Raw genomic sequence first — 18,570 nt, 5'->3', positions numbered from 1 at the left:
AGTTAGCGGATGACCTGTGGATCGGAGTGAAAGGCTAATCAAGCTCGGAGATAGCTGGTTCTCCTCGAAAGCTATTTAGGTAGCGCCTCATGTATCACTGTAGGGGGTAGAGCACTGTTTCGGCTAGGGGGTCATCCCGACTTACCAAACCGATGCAAACTCCGAATACCTACAAGTGCCGAGCATGGGAGACACACGGCGGGTGCTAACGTCCGTCGTGAAAAGGGAAACAACCCAGACCGTCAGCTAAGGTCCCAAAGTTATGGTTAAGTGGGAAACGATGTGGGAAGGCTTAGACAGCTAGGAGGTTGGCTTAGAAGCAGCCACCCTTTAAAGAAAGCGTAATAGCTCACTAGTCGAGTCGGCCTGCGCGGAAGATGTAACGGGGCTCAAACCATACACCGAAGCTACGGGTATCACTTAGGTGATGCGGTAGAGGAGCGTTCTGTAAGCCTGTGAAGGTGAGTTGAGAAGCTTGCTGGAGGTATCAGAAGTGCGAATGCTGACATGAGTAACGACAATGGGTGTGAAAAACACCCACGCCGAAAGACCAAGGTTTCCTGCGCAACGTTAATCGACGCAGGGTTAGTCGGTCCCTAAGGCGAGGCTGAAAAGCGTAGTCGATGGAAAACAGGTTAATATTCCTGTACTTCTGGTTATTGCGATGGAGGGACGGAGAAGGCTAGGCCAGCTTGGCGTTGGTTGTCCAAGTTTAAGGTGGTAGGCTGGAATCTTAGGTAAATCCGGGATTCTAAGGCCGAGAGCTGATGACGAGTTACCCTTTGGGTGACGAAGTGGTTGATGCCATGCTTCCAAGAAAAGCTTCTAAGCTTCAGGTAACCAGGAACCGTACCCCAAACCGACACAGGTGGTTGGGTAGAGAATACCAAGGCGCTTGAGAGAACTCGGGTGAAGGAACTAGGCAAAATGGCACCGTAACTTCGGGAGAAGGTGCGCCGGTGAGGGTGAAGCACTTGCTGCGTAAGCCCACGCCGGTCGAAGATACCAGGCCGCTGCGACTGTTTATTAAAAACACAGCACTCTGCAAACACGAAAGTGGACGTATAGGGTGTGACGCCTGCCCGGTGCCGGAAGGTTAATTGATGGGGTTAGCTAACGCGAAGCTCTTGATCGAAGCCCCGGTAAACGGCGGCCGTAACTATAACGGTCCTAAGGTAGCGAAATTCCTTGTCGGGTAAGTTCCGACCTGCACGAATGGCGTAACGATGGCGGCGCTGTCTCCACCCGAGACTCAGTGAAATTGAAATCGCTGTGAAGATGCAGTGTATCCGCGGCTAGACGGAAAGACCCCGTGAACCTTTACTATAGCTTTGCACTGGACTTTGAATTTGCTTGTGTAGGATAGGTGGGAGGCTTTGAAGCGTGGACGCCAGTTCGCGTGGAGCCATCCTTGAAATACCACCCTGGCAACTTTGAGGTTCTAACTCAGGTCCGTTATCCGGATCGAGGACAGTGTATGGTGGGTAGTTTGACTGGGGCGGTCTCCTCCTAAAGAGTAACGGAGGAGTACGAAGGTGCGCTCAGACCGGTCGGAAATCGGTCGTAGAGTATAAAGGCAAAAGCGCGCTTGACTGCGAGACAGACACGTCGAGCAGGTACGAAAGTAGGTCTTAGTGATCCGGTGGTTCTGTATGGAAGGGCCATCGCTCAACGGATAAAAGGTACTCCGGGGATAACAGGCTGATACCGCCCAAGAGTTCATATCGACGGCGGTGTTTGGCACCTCGATGTCGGCTCATCACATCCTGGGGCTGAAGCCGGTCCCAAGGGTATGGCTGTTCGCCATTTAAAGTGGTACGCGAGCTGGGTTTAGAACGTCGTGAGACAGTTCGGTCCCTATCTGCCGTGGACGTTTGAGATTTGAGAGGGGCTGCTCCTAGTACGAGAGGACCGGAGTGGACGAACCTCTGGTGTTCCGGTTGTCACGCCAGTGGCATTGCCGGGTAGCTATGTTCGGAAAAGATAACCGCTGAAAGCATCTAAGCGGGAAACTTGCCTCAAGATGAGATCTCACTGGGACCTTGAGTCCCCTGAAGGGCCGTCGAAGACTACGACGTTGATAGGTGGGGTGTGTAAGCGCTGTGAGGCGTTGAGCTAACCCATACTAATTGCCCGTGAGGCTTGACCATATAACACCCAAGCAATTTGCTGACCCGATACAGGGCACCAGATTGCGGTGTGTGAAGACGCTATGAACCGAAAGTTCGCACAACACACAAAGCTATCGCATACCCATTTGCTGGAACGTGACCGCAAGGCACGCGCTGGCTACCGAATTTCTTGACGACCATAGAGCATTGGAACCACCTGATCCCATCCCGAACTCAGTAGTGAAACGATGCATCGCCGATGGTAGTGTGGGGTTTCCCCATGTGAGAGTAGGTCATCGTCAAGATTAAATTCCGAAACCCCTATCTGCTGACGCAGGTAGGGGTTTTGTTTTGCCCGCAGGAAAGACCTTTTGTGTTTCTATGCAACGGTCTTGCGCATCGCTATCATGCGGGCCTCATTATCAGGTGCAGTTTGCATGCTCACGTTGCTTAAACTTCTGAAAGATGGCCGCTTCCACTCGGGGCAGGCGCTGGGTACTGCGCTGGGTATCAGTCGTAGTGCTGTATGGAAGCAGTTGCAGCACCTGGAGGCGGAGTTAGGGCTATCTGTTCATAAGGTTCGAGGTAGGGGTTATCAGCTGGCTAAGCCGCTGCTGCTTTTGGACTCGGCTGAGATTAGCGCCAAAGAGTCTTGTGAGTGGCCCATCCATATATTTGACTCCATTGATTCGACCAACGCTGAAGCGCTTCGCGCCTTAGAGCGTGGAATGGGCGCGCCATTTATGATTTTGGCCGAGCGACAAACAGCCGGTCGTGGTCGTCGTGGTCGCAAGTGGGTGAGTCCGTTTGCGGACAATCTCTACCACAGCCTGGTGCTGCGAATTGATGGTGGCATGCGCCAAATTGAGGGGCTCAGCCTGGTTGTAGGGCTTGCAGTTATGCACGCCTTGCATGATATGGGGATCGCGGGGGCTGGGCTGAAGTGGCCTAACGATGTCCTGGTAGGTGATAAGAAAATCGCGGGCATCTTGCTTGAATTGGTGGGGGATCCAGCAGACGTTTGCCACGTTGTCCTCGGCGTAGGGATTAATGTGAATATGCGGTCGACCGATGAGGTCGATCAGCAATGGACGTCCATGTGCCTTGAGGCGGGCAGGGATTTTGATCGAAACGAACTGGTTGGACGGTTGGCCGCGAAGTTTCAGCATTACCTCAGGCTCCACCAGGTGTCGGGTTTCTCCGCGATCCAAGAAGAATGGGAGCGATACCATCTGTGGCAGGGGCGGAATGTTTCCCTGATTGCCGGTATCAACCGGGTTGACGGGGTTGTGATGGGCATTGATCGTCAGGGCGCGCTGCGTTTGAAGGTAGATGGCGTGGAAAAAATCTTTAGCGGTGGTGAGCTCAGTTTGAGGTTGCGTGATGATTCTTGAGCTCGATTGCGGCAATAGCTTTATCAAGTGGCGTGTCCTTGACTTCGATGGCGTAACACCGGTCGAAGGAGGGGTGGTTGGTACCGATAGTGCCCTGCTGGCAAGCTTGAGTGACACCGATAAATTTCAGCTCAAGAAATGCCGTCTCGTTAGCGTGAGGACTCCGCAAGAGACGGATTCGCTGGTTGCTCTGCTAATTGATGTTTTTGGAGTGTCTGTCTCACGCGCTGTGCCTGTTCGGGAGTTGGCCGGTGTTAAGAACGGTTACAACGATTACGAGCGGCTAGGGCTCGATCGATGGTTGGCTTTGCTTGGGGGCTTCCATCTTGCTTCGGGAGCCTGCCTGGTGCTCGATTTCGGTACGGCCGTTACAGCGGATTTCGTGGCTGCGGATGGTGAGCATTTAGGGGGGTTCATTTGTCCTGGTATGCCTTTGATGCGTAATCAGTTGCGCACTCATACCCGACGGATTCGCTATGACGATACGGCTGCCGAGCGGGCTCACGAGAGCCTCGCCCCTGGTCGCGAGACTGTAGAGGCGGTGGAGCGCGGTTGCATGCTCATGCTCAGAGGATTTGTCCTGACTCAGCTTGAACTGGCTAAAGAATATTGGGGGGAAGACTTCGTAGTATTTCTCACGGGGGGAGATGCCAATTTGGTATCCGGTGTTGTGCCTGATGCCAAGGTAGTGCCTGATCTGGTTTTTGTTGGTTTGGCGATGGCCTGTCCTTTGTCTTGAGGTTCCTATGCGGTGGCTTTTTCTGCTGTTGGTGGTTTTGAATGTCTTTTATTACGTCTGGCATCAACAGGAGGCTCCGCTTCGGGCAAAAGATGTGACTCCGTTGAGTTTGTACCGGGGCTCGCAGCAGGATATTCATCTCTTGAGCGAAACGGCAGATGCGCTTGTAAGGCGGGATTCAGGCAAGTCTGCTGGCCGAGGCGCATGTGTTTATCTTGGTGGCTTCACCCGGATTGAAATGGCGCGCCAGCTGGAGCAGCGGCTCGCGGCATCCGGGATCGCGGCTCGCTCCATTGCGCAGGGCTCACCGAATCTGCCTGAGGGAGAAGGATTTTGGGTTCTGATTTCGCCAGATAGCGCGATGAAGGTGAATGAAATGCTGCTTCAAAACCTTTCTAAAGAATTCAATGAGTTAAAACATAAAATAATGCCCTGTGAGGGGGTTGCACCCGCAGGGTAGTTTGCATAGAATGGCGCCCGCTTCGCAGCGAAGGCCTTTAATGGCTAGCGCCACGAAGCGGCGTCAACGCAGCTAACCTCAGGTTTTTTATGAGAAAATGCTTGACAGAAGGCTGGCATGATATAGAATGCCGGCTCGCTTAGGAGGGGTTCCCGAGCGGCCAAAGGGATCAGACTGTAAATCTGACGTCTACGACTTCGAAGGTTCGAATCCTTCCCCCTCCACCAGTTTTAGCGTGAGCTGCAAGCTCCGCGGGTATAGTTTAGTGGTAGAACCTCAGCCTTCCAAGCTGATGATGCGGGTTCGATTCCCGCTACCCGCTCCAAGTTTGCAGGTTGTGCATAGTGTTTCGCTCTTGTAGCTCAGTTGGTAGAGCACACCCTTGGTAAGGGTGAGGTCAGCGGTTCAAATCCGCTCAAGAGCTCCATATAACAAGGCAGATATGAAAATATCTGCCTTTGTTTTAATGGTTTGTGTGACTTGCTAAATTCTTCTCCTAGGGGTGATTTCGATGGCTAAGGAAAAGTTCGAACGTAATAAGCCGCACGTCAACGTTGGTACCATCGGTCACGTCGACCACGGTAAAACCACGCTGACCGCTGCTCTGACCCGTGTCTGCTCCGAAGTTTTCGGTTCGGCCAAGGTTGACTTCGACAAGATCGACAGCGCCCCGGAAGAGAAAGCTCGCGGTATCACCATCAACACCGCTCACGTTGAATACGATTCGGCCGTGCGTCACTACGCACACGTTGACTGCCCAGGTCACGCCGACTACGTAAAAAACATGATCACTGGTGCTGCCCAGATGGACGGCGCGATCCTGGTTTGCTCGGCCGCTGATGGTCCGATGCCACAAACCCGTGAGCACATCCTGCTGTCCCGTCAGGTAGGCGTTCCGTACATCGTTGTCTTCCTGAACAAGGCTGACATGGTTGACGATGCTGAGCTGCTGGAACTGGTTGAGATGGAAGTGCGCGATCTGCTGAGCACTTACGACTTCCCAGGTGATGACACTCCAATCATCATTGGTTCGGCTCTGATGGCTCTGAACGGCCAAGACGACAACGAAATGGGCACCACCGCTGTCAAGAAGCTGGTGGAAACTCTGGACAGCTACATCCCAGAGCCAGAGCGTGCTATCGACAAGCCGTTCCTGATGCCAATCGAAGACGTATTCTCGATCTCCGGTCGCGGTACTGTTGTGACTGGTCGTGTTGAGCGTGGCATCGTCCGCATCCAGGAAGAAGTTGAGATCGTCGGTCTGCGCGATACTCAGAAAACTACCTGCACCGGCGTTGAAATGTTCCGCAAGCTGCTCGACGAAGGTCGTGCTGGCGAGAACTGCGGCGTACTGCTGCGCGGCACCAAGCGTGACGACGTTGAGCGTGGCCAGGTTCTGGTCAAGCCAGGCACCGTCAAGCCGCACACCAAGTTCACTGCAGAAGTTTACGTTCTGAGCAAGGAAGAAGGCGGCCGTCATACTCCGTTCTTCAAAGGCTACCGTCCACAGTTCTACTTCCGTACAACTGACGTGACCGGTAACTGCGAGCTGCCAGAAGGCGTTGAAATGGTAATGCCAGGTGACAACATCCAGATGACTGTCACTCTGATCAAGACCATCGCGATGGAAGACGGTCTGCGTTTCGCTATCCGTGAAGGCGGTCGTACCGTCGGCGCTGGTGTCGTAGCCAAAGTCATCGAGTAAACAGTTGTAATGTCTTTTTCGGGCCGGCATAATGGTCGGCCTGATTTTGTTTTAGGTCAGTAGCTCAATTGGCAGAGCGACGGTCTCCAAAACCGTAGGTTGGGGGTTCGATTCCCTCCTGACCTGCCAGATTCACTTGGTGTGTCTGGCTTTCTTTTCACAGGATCTTCATAGATGACTCCTAAAGCTGAAGCTCAAGGCTCTCGCTTCGATCTGCTCAAGTGGCTAGTGGTAGTCGCTTTGGTGGTTGTTGGCGTTGTGGGCAATCAGTATTACTCTGCTTCGCCGATCCTGTACCGTGTACTTGCATTGCTTGCCATTGCCGCTGTTGCTGCCTTTGTGGGGCTGCAAACGGCTAAGGGCAAGTCTTTCTTTGTACTCGCTAAGGAAGCTCGCACCGAGATTCGTAAAGTCGTATGGCCGACTCGCCAAGAAACCACGCAGACCACGTTGATCGTTGTGGCTGTTGTTCTGGTAATGGCGTTGCTGTTGTGGGGGCTCGATTCCCTGCTCGGCTGGCTTGTTTCCTTGATTGTTGGCTAAGGGTGTCCCGTGGCTAAGCGTTGGTACGTTGTGCATGCTTACTCGGGTTACGAGAAGCATGTCATGCGCTCGCTGGTAGAGCGCGTAAAGCTGGCTGGCATGGAAGATGGCTTTGGCGAGATTCTGGTCCCCACTGAAGAAGTGGTTGAGATGCGTAATGGCCAGAAGCGCAAAAGTGAACGCAAGTTCTTTCCAGGCTACGTGCTGGTACAGATGGATATGAACGAAGGGACTTGGCACTTGGTCAAGGATACCCCTCGGGTGATGGGCTTCATCGGCGGTACCGCTGACAAGCCTGCACCGATTACAGATAAAGAGGCAGAAGCGATTCTGCGTCGCGTCGCTGATGGTAGCGATAAGCCGAAGCCAAAAACACTGTTTGAGCCAGGTGAAGTTGTTCGGGTCACTGACGGCCCATTCGCTGACTTTAATGGCACGGTTGAAGAAGTTAACTACGAAAAGAGCCGGATCCAAGTGGCAGTGCTCATTTTCGGTCGCTCTACTCCGGTAGAGCTAGAGTTCAGTCAGGTCGAAAAGGTCTGATTGAACAGGCATCCCAACCCCGCAGCCCTAGGCTGTGGGGTTTTGTCGTCACTGGGATAAACGCGCAAGTAACCGGGGAGCCTTTCGAGGCGCTAGAACCCGTAATTGGAGTGCCTCATGGCCAAGAAAATTACCGCTTACATCAAGCTGCAAGTGAAGGCCGCTCAGGCTAACCCAAGCCCACCTGTTGGTCCTGCCCTGGGTCAGCACGGCGTGAACATCATGGAATTCTGCAAGGCCTTCAACGCCCGTACTCAGGGTCTTGAGCCAGGTCTGCCAACTCCAGTGATCATCACTGTCTACAGCGACCGTAGCTTCACCTTCGAAACTAAAAGCACCCCTGCTTCGGTTCTGCTGAAGAAGGCTGCAGGTTTGACCAGCGGTTCCGCTCGTCCAAACACCGTTAAGGTTGGCACCGTTACCCGTGCCCAGCTGGAAGAAATCGCGAAAACCAAAAACGCGGATCTGACTGCAGCTGATATGGATGCAGCCGTGCGTACTATCGCCGGTTCTGCTCGTAGCATGGGCCTTAACGTGGAGGGTGTGTAATGGCTAAGCTGACCAAGCGTCAAAAGGCTATCGCCGGCAAAATCGAAGCAGGCAAGGCCTACAACTTTGTAGACGCCGCCGCTCTGCTGGCCGAGCTGTCGACTGTCAAGTTCAGCGAGTCGTTCGACGTTGCTGTAAACCTGGGTGTTGACCCGCGTAAATCCGACCAGGTCGTTCGTAGCGCTACCGTGCTGCCACACGGCACTGGCAAGACCGTTCGTGTAGCTGTTTTCACCCAGGGCCCAGCAGCTGAAGCTGCTCTGGCTGCTGGTGCTGACCGCGTAGGCATGGACGATCTGGCTGCTGAAATGAAAGGCGGCGACCTGAACTATGACGTAGTTATCGCATCCCCGGATGCCATGCGCGTTGTGGGTCAGTTGGGTCAGATCCTCGGTCCACGTGGTCTGATGCCTAACCCTAAAGTCGGCACCGTAACGCCAGACGTAGCTACCGCGGTTAAAAACGCCAAGGCTGGTCAGGTTCGTTATCGCACCGACAAGAACGGCATCATTCACACCTCCGTTGGCAAGATTGGCTTCGACGCCGTCAAGTTGAAGGAAAACGTAGAAGCCCTGATCGCTGATCTGAAGCGTATCAAGCCAGCTTCTTCGAAAGGCATCTACGTCAAGCGCGTTACCCTGAGCACCACTATGGGCCCAGGTCTGGTCATCGATCAGAGCTCGCTCGACGCGTAAGACTCAGATTGGCGCAAGCGATTGCGCCAATCGAAAAATTGGGGTCCCTGCCTGGCGGGGGCTGTCCAAGACCGTAGGCGACGCAAGTCTTAAACCACAAGCCTACGCAGATGGTGCTCCCGGTTCCTTACCGAATCAGACACCAAAACGACATTCGGTTTCGACCGAATGAAACGGTAACAAGCAGGAGTTAAACCCGTGGCAATTAATCTCGAAGACAAGAAGGCCATCGTCGCTGAAGTCAACGAGGCTGCCAAAGTCGCTCTGTCCGCTGTCGTGGCTGATGCCCGTGGCGTAACAGTAGGCGCAATGACCGGACTCCGTAAAGAGGCCCGTGAAGCTGGTGTTTACGTACGTGTCGTACGTAACACCCTGCTCAAGCGCGCAGTTGCTGACACTGAATACAGTGTTCTCAACGACGTGTTCACCGGCCCGACCCTGATCGCGTTCTCCAAAGATCATCCAGGCGCTGCTGCCCGTTTGTTCAAGGAATTCGCCAAGGGTCAGGACAAGTTCGAGATCAAGGCAGCTGCGTTCGAGGGCAAGTTCCTCGCAGCTAATCAGATCGATGTACTGGCAACACTGCCGACCCGCGACGAAGCCATTTCGCAGCTGATGAGCGTGATTCAAGGCGCTACCAGCAAGCTGGCTCGTACTCTGGCTGCAGTTCGCGAGCAAAAAGAAGCTGCCGCAGCCTAAGGCTGAGCACTTCCTCTCGCGCTTTTTTGTTTATTTCGATGGCCGCGTAGGCCGTCCCCCAATTCAGGAAATACAGTAATGTCTATCTCCCAAGACGATATCCTCAACGCCGTAGCTGAAATGTCGGTTCTGCAGGTTGTTGAGCTGATCAAAGCTTTCGAAGAGAAATTCGGCGTTTCCGCTGCCGCTGCTTCCGCTGGTCCAGCTGCTGCTGCCGCCGTTGTTGAAGAGCAAACCGAATTCAACGTCATGCTGACCGAAGCTGGCGAGAAGAAAGTAAACGTGATCAAGGCAGTACGTGAACTGACCGGTCTGGGCCTGAAAGAAGCCAAGGCTGTAGTTGACGGCGCTCCTGCCATGGTTCTGGAAGCTGTTGCCAAAGACGCAGCTGACAAAGCCAAGGCCGCTCTGGAAGAAGCAGGCGCTAAAGTCGAGCTGAAGTAAGCATCGACTTTGCGTCTCCAGCCCGAGCGTTAAGCGACAGGCTGATGGCTGGTGGCTTTTGCCACCGGCCTTTTTCCGTTATTGGCAGCCGACTGGGTCGGTGCTTATAGCGAGCTGTATCCACCCGATGTGGTGGCGCAAACCATGGGGTTTGCACGATTTTCTGGCTGCTCCCGTCGGGAGGGGCCAAACAAGCAGGTGACCAAGCTGGGGAACGCTGATGGCTTACTCATATACTGAGAAAAAACGTATCCGCAAGGACTTTAGCAAGTTGCCGGACGTCATGGATGTGCCGTACCTCCTGGCCATCCAGCTGGATTCGTATCGTGAATTCTTGCAAGCGGGAGCGACTAAAGATCAGTTCCGCGACGTGGGCCTGCATGCGGCCTTCAAATCCGTTTTCCCGATCATCAGCTACTCCGGCAATGCTGCGCTGGAGTACGTCGGTTATCGCCTGGGCGAACCGGCATTTGATGTCAAAGAATGCGTATTGCGCGGTGTGACTTACGCCGTACCTTTGCGGGTAAAAGTGCGCCTGATCATTTTCGACAAAGAATCGTCGAACAAAGCGATCAAGGACATCAAAGAGCAAGAAGTCTACATGGGTGAAATCCCCCTGATGACTGAGAACGGTACCTTCGTAATCAACGGTACCGAGCGTGTAATCGTTTCCCAGCTGCACCGTTCTCCGGGCGTGTTCTTCGACCACGACCGTGGCAAGACGCACAGCTCCGGCAAACTGCTTTATTCCGCGCGCATCATTCCTTACCGCGGTTCGTGGCTGGACTTTGAGTTCGATCCGAAAGACTGCGTATTCGTGCGTATCGACCGTCGCCGCAAGCTGCCTGCATCGGTACTGCTGCGCGCGCTCGGCTATACCACCGAGGAAGTGCTGGACGCGTTCTACACCACCAACGTTTTCCATGTGCAGGGTGAGAATCTCAGCCTGGAACTGGTGCCTCAGCGCCTGCGCGGTGAAATCGCTGTCCTCGATATCCAGGATGACAAAGGCAAGGTTATTGTCGAGCAGGGTCGTCGTATCACCGCTCGCCACATCAACCAGCTGGAAAAAGCCGGGATCAAAGAGCTGCAGGTGCCGATCGACTACGTTCTGGGTCGCACCACGGCCAAGGTCATCGTGCATCCAGCTACCGGCGAAATCCTGGCAGAGTGCAACACCGAGCTGAACACCGAGATCCTGGCAAAAATCGCCAAGGCCCAGGTTGTTCGCATTGAAACTCTGTACACCAACGATATCGACTGCGGTCCGTTCATCTCCGACACGCTGAAGATCGACTCCACCGGCAACCAGCTGGAAGCCCTGGTCGAAATCTATCGCATGATGCGTCCTGGCGAGCCGCCAACCAAAGACGCAGCCGAGACCCTGTTCAACAACCTGTTCTTCAGTCCTGAGCGCTATGACCTGTCTGCGGTCGGCCGGATGAAGTTCAACCGTCGTATCGGTCGTACCGAAATCGAAGGTTCGGGCGTGCTGAACAAGGACGACATCGTTGCGGTGCTCAAGACCCTGGTCGACATCCGTAACGGCAAAGGCATCGTCGATGACATCGACCACCTGGGTAACCGTCGTGTCCGCTGCGTAGGCGAGATGGCCGAGAACCAGTTCCGTGTTGGCCTGGTGCGTGTAGAGCGCGCGGTCAAGGAACGTCTGTCGATGGCTGAAAGCGAAGGCCTGATGCCGCAGGATCTGATCAACGCCAAGCCAGTGGCTGCTGCGGTGAAGGAGTTCTTCGGTTCGAGCCAGCTGTCTCAGTTCATGGACCAGAACAACCCGCTGTCGGAGATTACCCACAAGCGTCGTGTATCTGCACTCGGCCCGGGCGGTTTGACCCGTGAGCGCGCAGGCTTCGAAGTTCGTGACGTACACCCGACTCACTACGGTCGTGTATGCCCGATTGAAACGCCGGAAGGTCCGAACATCGGTCTGATCAACTCGCTGGCAGCCTATGCTCGCACCAACCAGTATGGCTTCCTCGAGAGCCCGTACCGTGTGGTGAAAGAAGGTCTGGTGACCGACGAGATCGTGTTCCTGTCCGCTATCGAAGAAGCCGATCACGTGATCGCTCAGGCTTCGGCGACCATGAACGAAAAAGGTCAGCTGATCGACGAGCTGGTAGCTGTTCGTCACCTGAACGAGTTCACCGTCAAGGCGCCAGAAGACGTCACCTTGATGGACGTTTCGCCCAAGCAGGTTGTTTCGGTGGCGGCATCGTTGATTCCGTTCCTCGAGCACGACGACGCCAACCGTGCGTTGATGGGCTCGAACATGCAGCGTCAAGCTGTACCGACCCTGCGTGCCGACAAGCCGCTGGTAGGTACCGGCATGGAACGTAACGTTGCCCGTGATTCCGGCGTTTGCGTCGTGGCTCGTCGTGGTGGCGTGATCGATTCTGTCGACGCCAGCCGTATCGTGGTTCGTGTTGCCGATGACGAAGTTGAAACTGGCGAAGCTGGTGTCGACATCTACAACCTGACCAAATACACCCGCTCCAACCAGAACACCTGCATCAACCAGCGTCCGCTGGTGAGCAAGGGTGATCGGGTTCAGCGTAGCGACATCATGGCCGACGGCCCGTCCACCGATATGGGTGAGCTGGCACTGGGTCAGAACATGCGCATCGCGTTCATGGCATGGAACGGCTTCAACTTCGAAGACTCCATCTGCCTGTCCGAGCGTGTTGTTCAGGAAGATCGCTTTACCACGATTCACATTCAGGAACTGACCTGTGTGGCTCGTGACACCAAGCTTGGCCCAGAGGAAATCACTGCGGACATCCCTAACGTGGGTGAAGCTGCACTGAACAAGCTGGACGAAGCCGGTATCGTTTACGTAGGTGCTGAAGTAGGCGCAGGCGACATCCTGGTTGGTAAGGTCACTCCGAAAGGCGAGACTCAACTGACTCCGGAAGAAAAACTGCTGCGTGCCATCTTCGGTGAAAAAGCCAGCGACGTTAAAGACACCTCCCTGCGTGTGCCTACCGGCACCAAGGGTACCGTCATCGACGTACAAGTCTTCACCCGCGACGGTGTAGAGCGTGACGCTCGTGCACTGTCTATCGAGAAGACTCAACTCGACGAGATCCGCAAGGACCTGAACGAAGAGTTCCGTATCGTTGAAGGCGCAACTTTCGAGCGTCTGCGCTCCGCTCTGGTCGGCCACAAAGCCGAAGGCGGCGCCGGTCTGAAGAAAGGTCAGGAAATCACCGACGAAGTTCTCGACGGTCTTGAGCATGGCCAGTGGTTCAAACTGCGCATGGCTGAAGATGCTCTGAACGAGCAGCTCGAGAAGGCCCAGGCCTATATCGTTGATCGCCGCCGTCTGCTGGACGACAAGTTCGAAGACAAGAAGCGCAAACTGCAGCAAGGCGATGACCTGGCTCCAGGCGTGCTGAAAATCGTCAAGGTTTACCTGGCAATCCGTCGTCGCATCCAGCCGGGCGACAAGATGGCCGGTCGTCACGGTAACAAGGGTGTGGTCTCCGTGATCATGCCGGTTGAAGACATGCCGCACGATGCCAATGGCACCCCGGTCGACGTCGTCCTCAACCCGTTGGGCGTACCTTCGCGTATGAACGTTGGTCAGATCCTTGAAACCCACCTGGGCCTCGCGGCCAAGGGCTTGGGCGAGAAGATCAACCGTATGATCGAAGAGCAGCGCAAGGTCGCTGACCTGCGTAAGTTCCTGCACGAGATCTACAACGAGATCGGCGGACGCAACGAAGAGCTGGATACCTTCTCCGACCAGGAAATCCTGGATCTGGCGAAGAACCTGCGCGGCGGCGTTCCAATGGCAACTCCGGTGTTCGACGGTGCCAAGGAAAGCGAAATCAAGGCCATGCTGAAACTGGCAGACCTGCCGGAAAGCGGCCAGATGCAGCTGTTCGACGGCCGTACCGGCAACAAGTTCGAGCGCCCGGTTACCGTTGGCTACATGTACATGCTGAAGCTGAACCACTTGGTAGACGACAAGATGCACGCTCGTTCTACCGGTTCTTACAGCCTGGTTACCCAGCAGCCGCTGGGTGGTAAGGCGCAGTTCGGTGGTCAGCGTTTCGGGGAGATGGAGGTCTGGGCACTGGAAGCGTACGGTGCCGCATACACTCTGCAAGAAATGCTCACAGTGAAGTCGGACGATGTGAACGGCCGGACCAAGATGTACAAAAACATCGTGGACGGCGATCACCGTATGGAGCCGGGCATGCCCGAGTCTTTCAACGTGTTGATCAAGGAAATTCGTTCCCTCGGCATCGATATCGATCTGGAAACCGAATAACACGTGACGCGAATCGAGAGCGGGGCTGTTTTGCCCGCTCTCTGCTCCGCCAGGAGGAAAGGCCTTGAAAGACCTACTGAATTTGCTGAAAAACCAGGGTCAAGTCGAAGAGTTCGACGCCATCCGTATCGGATTGGCCTCGCCTGAGATGATCCGTTCGTGGTCGTTCGGTGAAGTTAAAAAGCCGGAAACCATCAACTACCGTACGTTCAAACCCGAGCGTGACGGCCTGTTCTGCGCCAAGATCTTTGGCCCGGTAAAGGATTACGAGTGCCTGTGCGGTAAGTACAAGCGCTTGAAGCACCGTGGTGTGATCTGCGAGAAGTGCGGCGTTGAAGTCGCGCTGGCAAAAGTTCGTCGTGAGCGCATGGCGCACATCGAACTGGCCTCGCCGGTTGCCCACATCTGGTTCCTGAAATCGCTGCCGTCCCGTATCGGCTTGCTGATGGACATGACCCTGCGTGATATCGAGCGCGTTCTCTACTTCGAGAGCTATGTCGTTATCGACCCGGGCATGACCACCCTTGAAAAAGGTCAGCTGCTCAACGACGAGCAGTACTTCGAAGCGCTGGAAGAGTTCGGCGACGATTTCGATGCCCGCATGGGTGCCGAAGCTGTCCGTGAGCTGCTGCACGCGATCGACCTGGAGCACGAGATTGGCCGTCTGCGTGAAGAAATTCCGCAAACCAACTCCGAAACCAAGATCAAGAAGCTGTCCAAGCGTCTGAAGTTGATGGAGGCCTTCCAGGGTTCCGGCAACCTGCCTGAGTGGATGGTGCTGACCGTTCTGCCGGTTCTGCCGCCAGACCTGCGTCCACTGGTTCCGCTCGATGGCGGTCGTTTCGCGACTTCCGACCTCAACGATCTGTATCGTCGAGTGATCAACCGTAACAACCGCTTGAAGCGCCTGCTCGATCTGTCCGCTCCGGACATCATCGTGCGCAACGAAAAGCGTATGTTGCAGGAAGCTGTCGACGCATTGCTCGACAACGGTCGCCGTGGCCGCGCTATCACCGGTTCCAACAAGCGTCCTCTGAAGTCCCTGGCTGACATGATCAAGGGTAAGCAGGGTCGTTTCCGTCAGAACTTGCTCGGTAAGCGTGTTGACTACTCCGGTCGTTCGGTAATTACCGTAGGCCCGACCCTGCGTCTGCACCAGTGCGGTCTGCCTAAGAAAATGGCTCTGGAGCTGTTCAAGCCGTTCATTTTCGGCAAGCTGGAAATGCGTGGTCTCGCGACCACCATCAAAGCCGCCAAGAAGATGGTCGAGCGCGAGCTGCCAGAGGTTTGGGACGTTCTCGCCGAAGTGATTCGCGAACACCCAGTGCTGCTCAACCGTGCACCGACCCTTCACCGTCTGGGTATCCAGGCGTTTGAACCGGTACTGATCGAAGGTAAGGCCATCCAGCTGCACCCTCTGGTCTGTGCTGCGTACAACGCCGACTTCGACGGCGACCAAATGGCCGTGCACGTACCGCTGACGCTGGAAGCCCAGCTCGAAGCGCGTGCGCTGATGATGTCGACCAACAACATCCTGTCGCCAGCCAACGGTGAGCCAATCATCGTTCCGTCGCAGGACGTTGTATTGGGTCTGTACTACATGACTCGTGAAGCGATCAACGCCAAGGGCGAAGGTCGTGTGTTCGCGGATCTGCAGGAAGTTGACCGTGTGTTCCGTGCCGGCGAAGCCGCACTGCACGCCAAGGTCAAAGTGCGGATCAACGAAACCGTGAACGATCGTGATGGCGGCAGCGTGACCAACACCCGTATCGTCGACACCACCGTCGGCCGTGCGCTGTTGTTCCAGGTTGTGCCAAAAGGTCTGTCCTTCGACGTCGTCAACCTGCCGATGAAGAAAAAGGCGATCTCCAAGCTGATCAACCAGTGCTACCGCGTGGTTGGTCTGAAAGAGACCGTGATCTTCGCTGACCAGTTGATGTACACCGGTTTTGCCTATTCGACCATTTCCGGCGTTTCCATCGGTGTTAACGACTTCGTTATCCCGGACGAAAAAGCCCGCATCATCGGTGCTGCTACCGAGGAAGTGAAAGAGATCGAAAGTCAGTACGCCTCCGGCCTGGTAACCCAGGGCGAGAAGTACAACAAGGTGATCGACCTCTGGTCCAAGGCGAACGACGAAGTATCCAAGGCGATGATGGCCAACCTCTCGAAAGAGAAGGTCATCGACCGTCATGGCAACGAAGTCGACCAAGAGTCCTTCAACTCGATGTACATGATGGCCGACTCGGGCGCACGGGGTTCTGCTGCGCAGATCCGTCAGCTCGCCGGTATGCGTGGCCTGATGGCCAAGCCGGACGGTTCCATCATCGAGACCCCGATTACCGCGAACTTCCGTGAAGGTTTGAGCGTACTCCAGTACTTCATCTCCACTCACGGTGCTCGTAAGGGTCTTGCGGATACCGCGTTGAAAACGGCGAACTCCGGTTACCTGACTCGTCGTCTGGTAGACGTTGCGCAGGATCTGGTCGTGACCGAGATCGATTGCGGCACCGAACACGGCCTGGTAATGACTCCGCACATCACATTGAAGGCGGTGACGTTGTAGAGCCGCTGGGTGAGCGCGTATTGGGTCGTGTCATCGCCCGTGACGTATTCAAGCCGGGTACCGAGGACGTAATCGTTCCTGCCGGCACCCTGGTTGACGAGAAGTGGGTCGAGTTCATCGAACTCAACAGCATCGACGAAGTGATCGTACGTTCGCCGATCAGCTGCGAAACCCGCTACGGCATCTGCGCCAAGTGCTACGGTCGCGACCTGGCTCGTGGTCACCAGGTGAACATCGGTGAAGCGGTCGGCGTTATCGCTGCCCAGTCCATCGGTGAGCCGGGTACCCAGCTGACGATGCGTACGTTCCACATCGGTGGTGCGGCCAGCCGAACCTCCGCAGCTGACAGCGTTCAGGTGAAGAATGGCGGTACTGTCCGTCTGCACAACCTCAAGCACGTAGAGCGCGTGGACGGTCACCTGGTGGCTGTATCCCGTTCCGGTGAGCTGGCGATCGCTGACGACTTCGGTCGCGAGCGCGAGCGCTACAAGCTGCCGTACGGTGCTGTGATTTCGGTCAAGGAAGGTGACAAGGTCGACGCTGGCGCTATCGTGGCCAAGTGGGATCCGCACACCCACCCGATCGTGACCGAAATGAAAGGTACCGTGACCTACGTGGGCATGGAAGAAGGCATCACGATCAAGCGTCAGACTGACGAATTGACCGGTATGACCAACATTGAAGTACTTGACGCGAAAGATCGTCCAGCTGCTGGCAAGGACATCCGTCCGGCCGTGAAGATGGTCGACGACAACGGCAAGGATCTGTTGCTGCCAGGCACTGACGTAATCGCTCAGTATTTCCTGCCAGCCAACGCCCTGGTCGGTGTTGCGGACGGTGCGCGGATCGCGATCGGTGATGTTATCGCTCGTATCCCGCAGGAAACTTCGAAAACCCGCGACATCACCGGTGGTCTGCCGCGTGTTGCCGACTTGTTCGAAGCTCGTCGTCCGAAAGAAGCCTCGATTCTGGCTGAGGTCAGCGGCACCATCGCGTTCGGTAAAGAGACCAAGGGCAAGCGCCGTCTGGTCATCACGCCGAACGACGGTAGCGATCCGTACGAAGAGCTGATTCCGAAGTGGCGTCACCTGAACGTCTTCGAAGGCGAACAGGTAAACCGCGGCGAAGTTATCTCCGACGGCCCGAGCGATCCACACGACATCCTGCGTCTGCTGGGTGTGAGTGCGCTGGCCAAGTACATCGTGAACGAGATCCAGGACGTTTACCGTCTGCAAGGCGTGAAGATCAACGACAAGCACATCGAGACCATCCTGCGTCAGATGCTGCGTAAAGTTGAGATCGCTGAATCCGGCGATTCGAGTTTCATCAAGGGCGACCAGATGGAGCTGACTCACGTGCTGGTGGAAAACGAGCGCCTGGCGACGGAAGACAAGTTCGTCTCCAAGTTCACTCGCGTGCTGCTGGGTATCACCAAGGCGTCGTTGTCCACCGAATCGTTCATCTCGGCGGCTTCCTTCCAGGAAACCACCCGTGTACTGACCGAAGCGGCGGTAACCGGCAAGCGCGATTACCTGCGCGGCCTGAAAGAAAACGTGGTCGTGGGTCGTCTGATCCCGGCTGGTACCGGTTTGGCCTATCACAGCGAGCGCAAGCGTCGTCGTGATGCAGACAAGCCGTTGCGCGTAAGCGCCAGTGAAGTGGAAGCTGCACTGACCGAAGCACTGAACTCGAGCGGTAACTGAGTTCTGCGGTAATTAAGTGCCTGGCCCTGGTCATCCCGTTTGCTGGATCGAGACAAATTGTCGAGATCCGGCGGGCGGGGAGGTCGGGGCCTTGCCTTGACTGGGAACAAGATCCTCTTTAGACT

11 protein-coding genes, 4 tRNA genes, 2 rRNA genes and 1 pseudogene (1 of these 18 only partly in view) are annotated in these 18,570 nt (G+C 55.5%); all 18 read left to right on the top strand.

Annotated elements, in window-relative coordinates:
• A 23S ribosomal RNA gene (locus PSH91_RS24015) occupies positions 1 to 2,150 on the top strand; it begins 742 nt to the left of the window's first position.
• Between the two features lie 150 nt (positions 2,151 to 2,300).
• Positions 2,301 to 2,416: ribosomal RNA gene (rrf, locus tag PSH91_RS24010) — 5S ribosomal RNA — on the top strand.
• Positions 2,417 to 2,548: 132 nt separating this feature from the next.
• A complete protein-coding gene (gene birA / locus PSH91_RS24005; protein WP_305466873.1) occupies positions 2,549 to 3,505 on the top strand; it encodes a bifunctional biotin--[acetyl-CoA-carboxylase] ligase/biotin operon repressor BirA in 957 nt (318 codons plus the stop codon).
• Positions 3,495 to 4,244: a pantothenate kinase gene (locus PSH91_RS24000; protein WP_305466872.1), complete on the top strand. Its 750-nt coding sequence runs from the start codon at positions 3,495 to 3,497 to the stop codon at positions 4,242 to 4,244. The genes birA and PSH91_RS24000 overlap by 11 nt, the downstream gene beginning before the upstream one ends.
• 7 nt (positions 4,245 to 4,251) lie before the next feature.
• Positions 4,252 to 4,704, top strand: coding sequence for a hypothetical protein (locus tag PSH91_RS23995; protein ID WP_305466871.1), 453 nt, complete (start codon positions 4,252 to 4,254; stop codon positions 4,702 to 4,704).
• Between the two features lie 142 nt (positions 4,705 to 4,846).
• Positions 4,847 to 4,931, top strand: a tRNA-Tyr gene (locus PSH91_RS23990).
• Between the two features lie 24 nt (positions 4,932 to 4,955).
• Positions 4,956 to 5,029, top strand: a tRNA-Gly gene (locus PSH91_RS23985).
• A gap of 26 nt (positions 5,030 to 5,055) precedes the next feature.
• Positions 5,056 to 5,131: transfer RNA gene (locus PSH91_RS23980), tRNA-Thr, on the top strand.
• Between the two features lie 84 nt (positions 5,132 to 5,215).
• Positions 5,216 to 6,409: an elongation factor Tu gene (gene tuf, locus PSH91_RS23975; protein ID WP_003186103.1), complete on the top strand. Its 1,194-nt coding sequence runs from the start codon at positions 5,216 to 5,218 to the stop codon at positions 6,407 to 6,409.
• A gap of 53 nt (positions 6,410 to 6,462) precedes the next feature.
• Positions 6,463 to 6,538 (top strand) — tRNA-Trp (locus PSH91_RS23970).
• A 45-nt stretch (positions 6,539 to 6,583) separates the two neighbouring features.
• Positions 6,584 to 6,952: a preprotein translocase subunit SecE gene (gene secE, locus PSH91_RS23965; protein ID WP_003186101.1), complete on the top strand. Its 369-nt coding sequence runs from the start codon at positions 6,584 to 6,586 to the stop codon at positions 6,950 to 6,952.
• Positions 6,953 to 6,961: 9 nt separating this feature from the next.
• Positions 6,962 to 7,495 (top strand): transcription termination/antitermination protein NusG, encoded by a 534-nt coding sequence (nusG, locus tag PSH91_RS23960; RefSeq protein WP_003186097.1) that lies wholly within the window; start codon positions 6,962 to 6,964, stop codon positions 7,493 to 7,495.
• A gap of 117 nt (positions 7,496 to 7,612) precedes the next feature.
• Positions 7,613 to 8,044, top strand: a complete 432-nt coding sequence (rplK, locus tag PSH91_RS23955) for a 50S ribosomal protein L11 (RefSeq protein ID WP_003176435.1) — start codon at positions 7,613 to 7,615, stop codon at positions 8,042 to 8,044.
• Entirely contained in the window at positions 8,044 to 8,739 is a 696-nt protein-coding gene (gene rplA / locus PSH91_RS23950; protein WP_003186095.1) for a 50S ribosomal protein L1, read from the top strand. The genes rplK and rplA overlap by 1 nt, the downstream gene beginning before the upstream one ends.
• A 198-nt stretch (positions 8,740 to 8,937) precedes the next feature.
• Complete coding sequence (gene rplJ, locus PSH91_RS23945) at positions 8,938 to 9,438, top strand: 50S ribosomal protein L10 (RefSeq protein WP_047230484.1); 501 nt, start codon at positions 8,938 to 8,940, stop codon at positions 9,436 to 9,438.
• 78 nt (positions 9,439 to 9,516) lie between these two features.
• Positions 9,517 to 9,882: a 50S ribosomal protein L7/L12 gene (gene rplL, locus PSH91_RS23940; protein ID WP_027617682.1), complete on the top strand. Its 366-nt coding sequence runs from the start codon at positions 9,517 to 9,519 to the stop codon at positions 9,880 to 9,882.
• Between the two features lie 220 nt (positions 9,883 to 10,102).
• Positions 10,103 to 14,176 carry a DNA-directed RNA polymerase subunit beta gene (gene rpoB / locus PSH91_RS23935; RefSeq protein ID WP_047230483.1) on the top strand — a complete coding sequence of 1,358 codons (4,074 nt, stop codon included), beginning with the start codon at positions 10,103 to 10,105 and terminating at the stop codon, positions 14,174 to 14,176.
• A gap of 64 nt (positions 14,177 to 14,240) precedes the next feature.
• Positions 14,241 to 18,445, top strand: a pseudogene (gene rpoC / locus PSH91_RS23930) (DNA-directed RNA polymerase subunit beta').
• The last annotated feature ends 125 nt before the right edge of the window (positions 18,446 to 18,570 follow it).

The organism is Pseudomonas sp. FP1154, assembly GCF_030687245.1.
Classification (GTDB): Bacteria; Pseudomonadota; Gammaproteobacteria; order Pseudomonadales; family Pseudomonadaceae; genus Aquipseudomonas; species Aquipseudomonas rhizophila.
The sequence above is the reverse complement of the archived record's forward strand: the minus strand, read 5'-3'. Positions and strand labels throughout refer to the sequence as shown.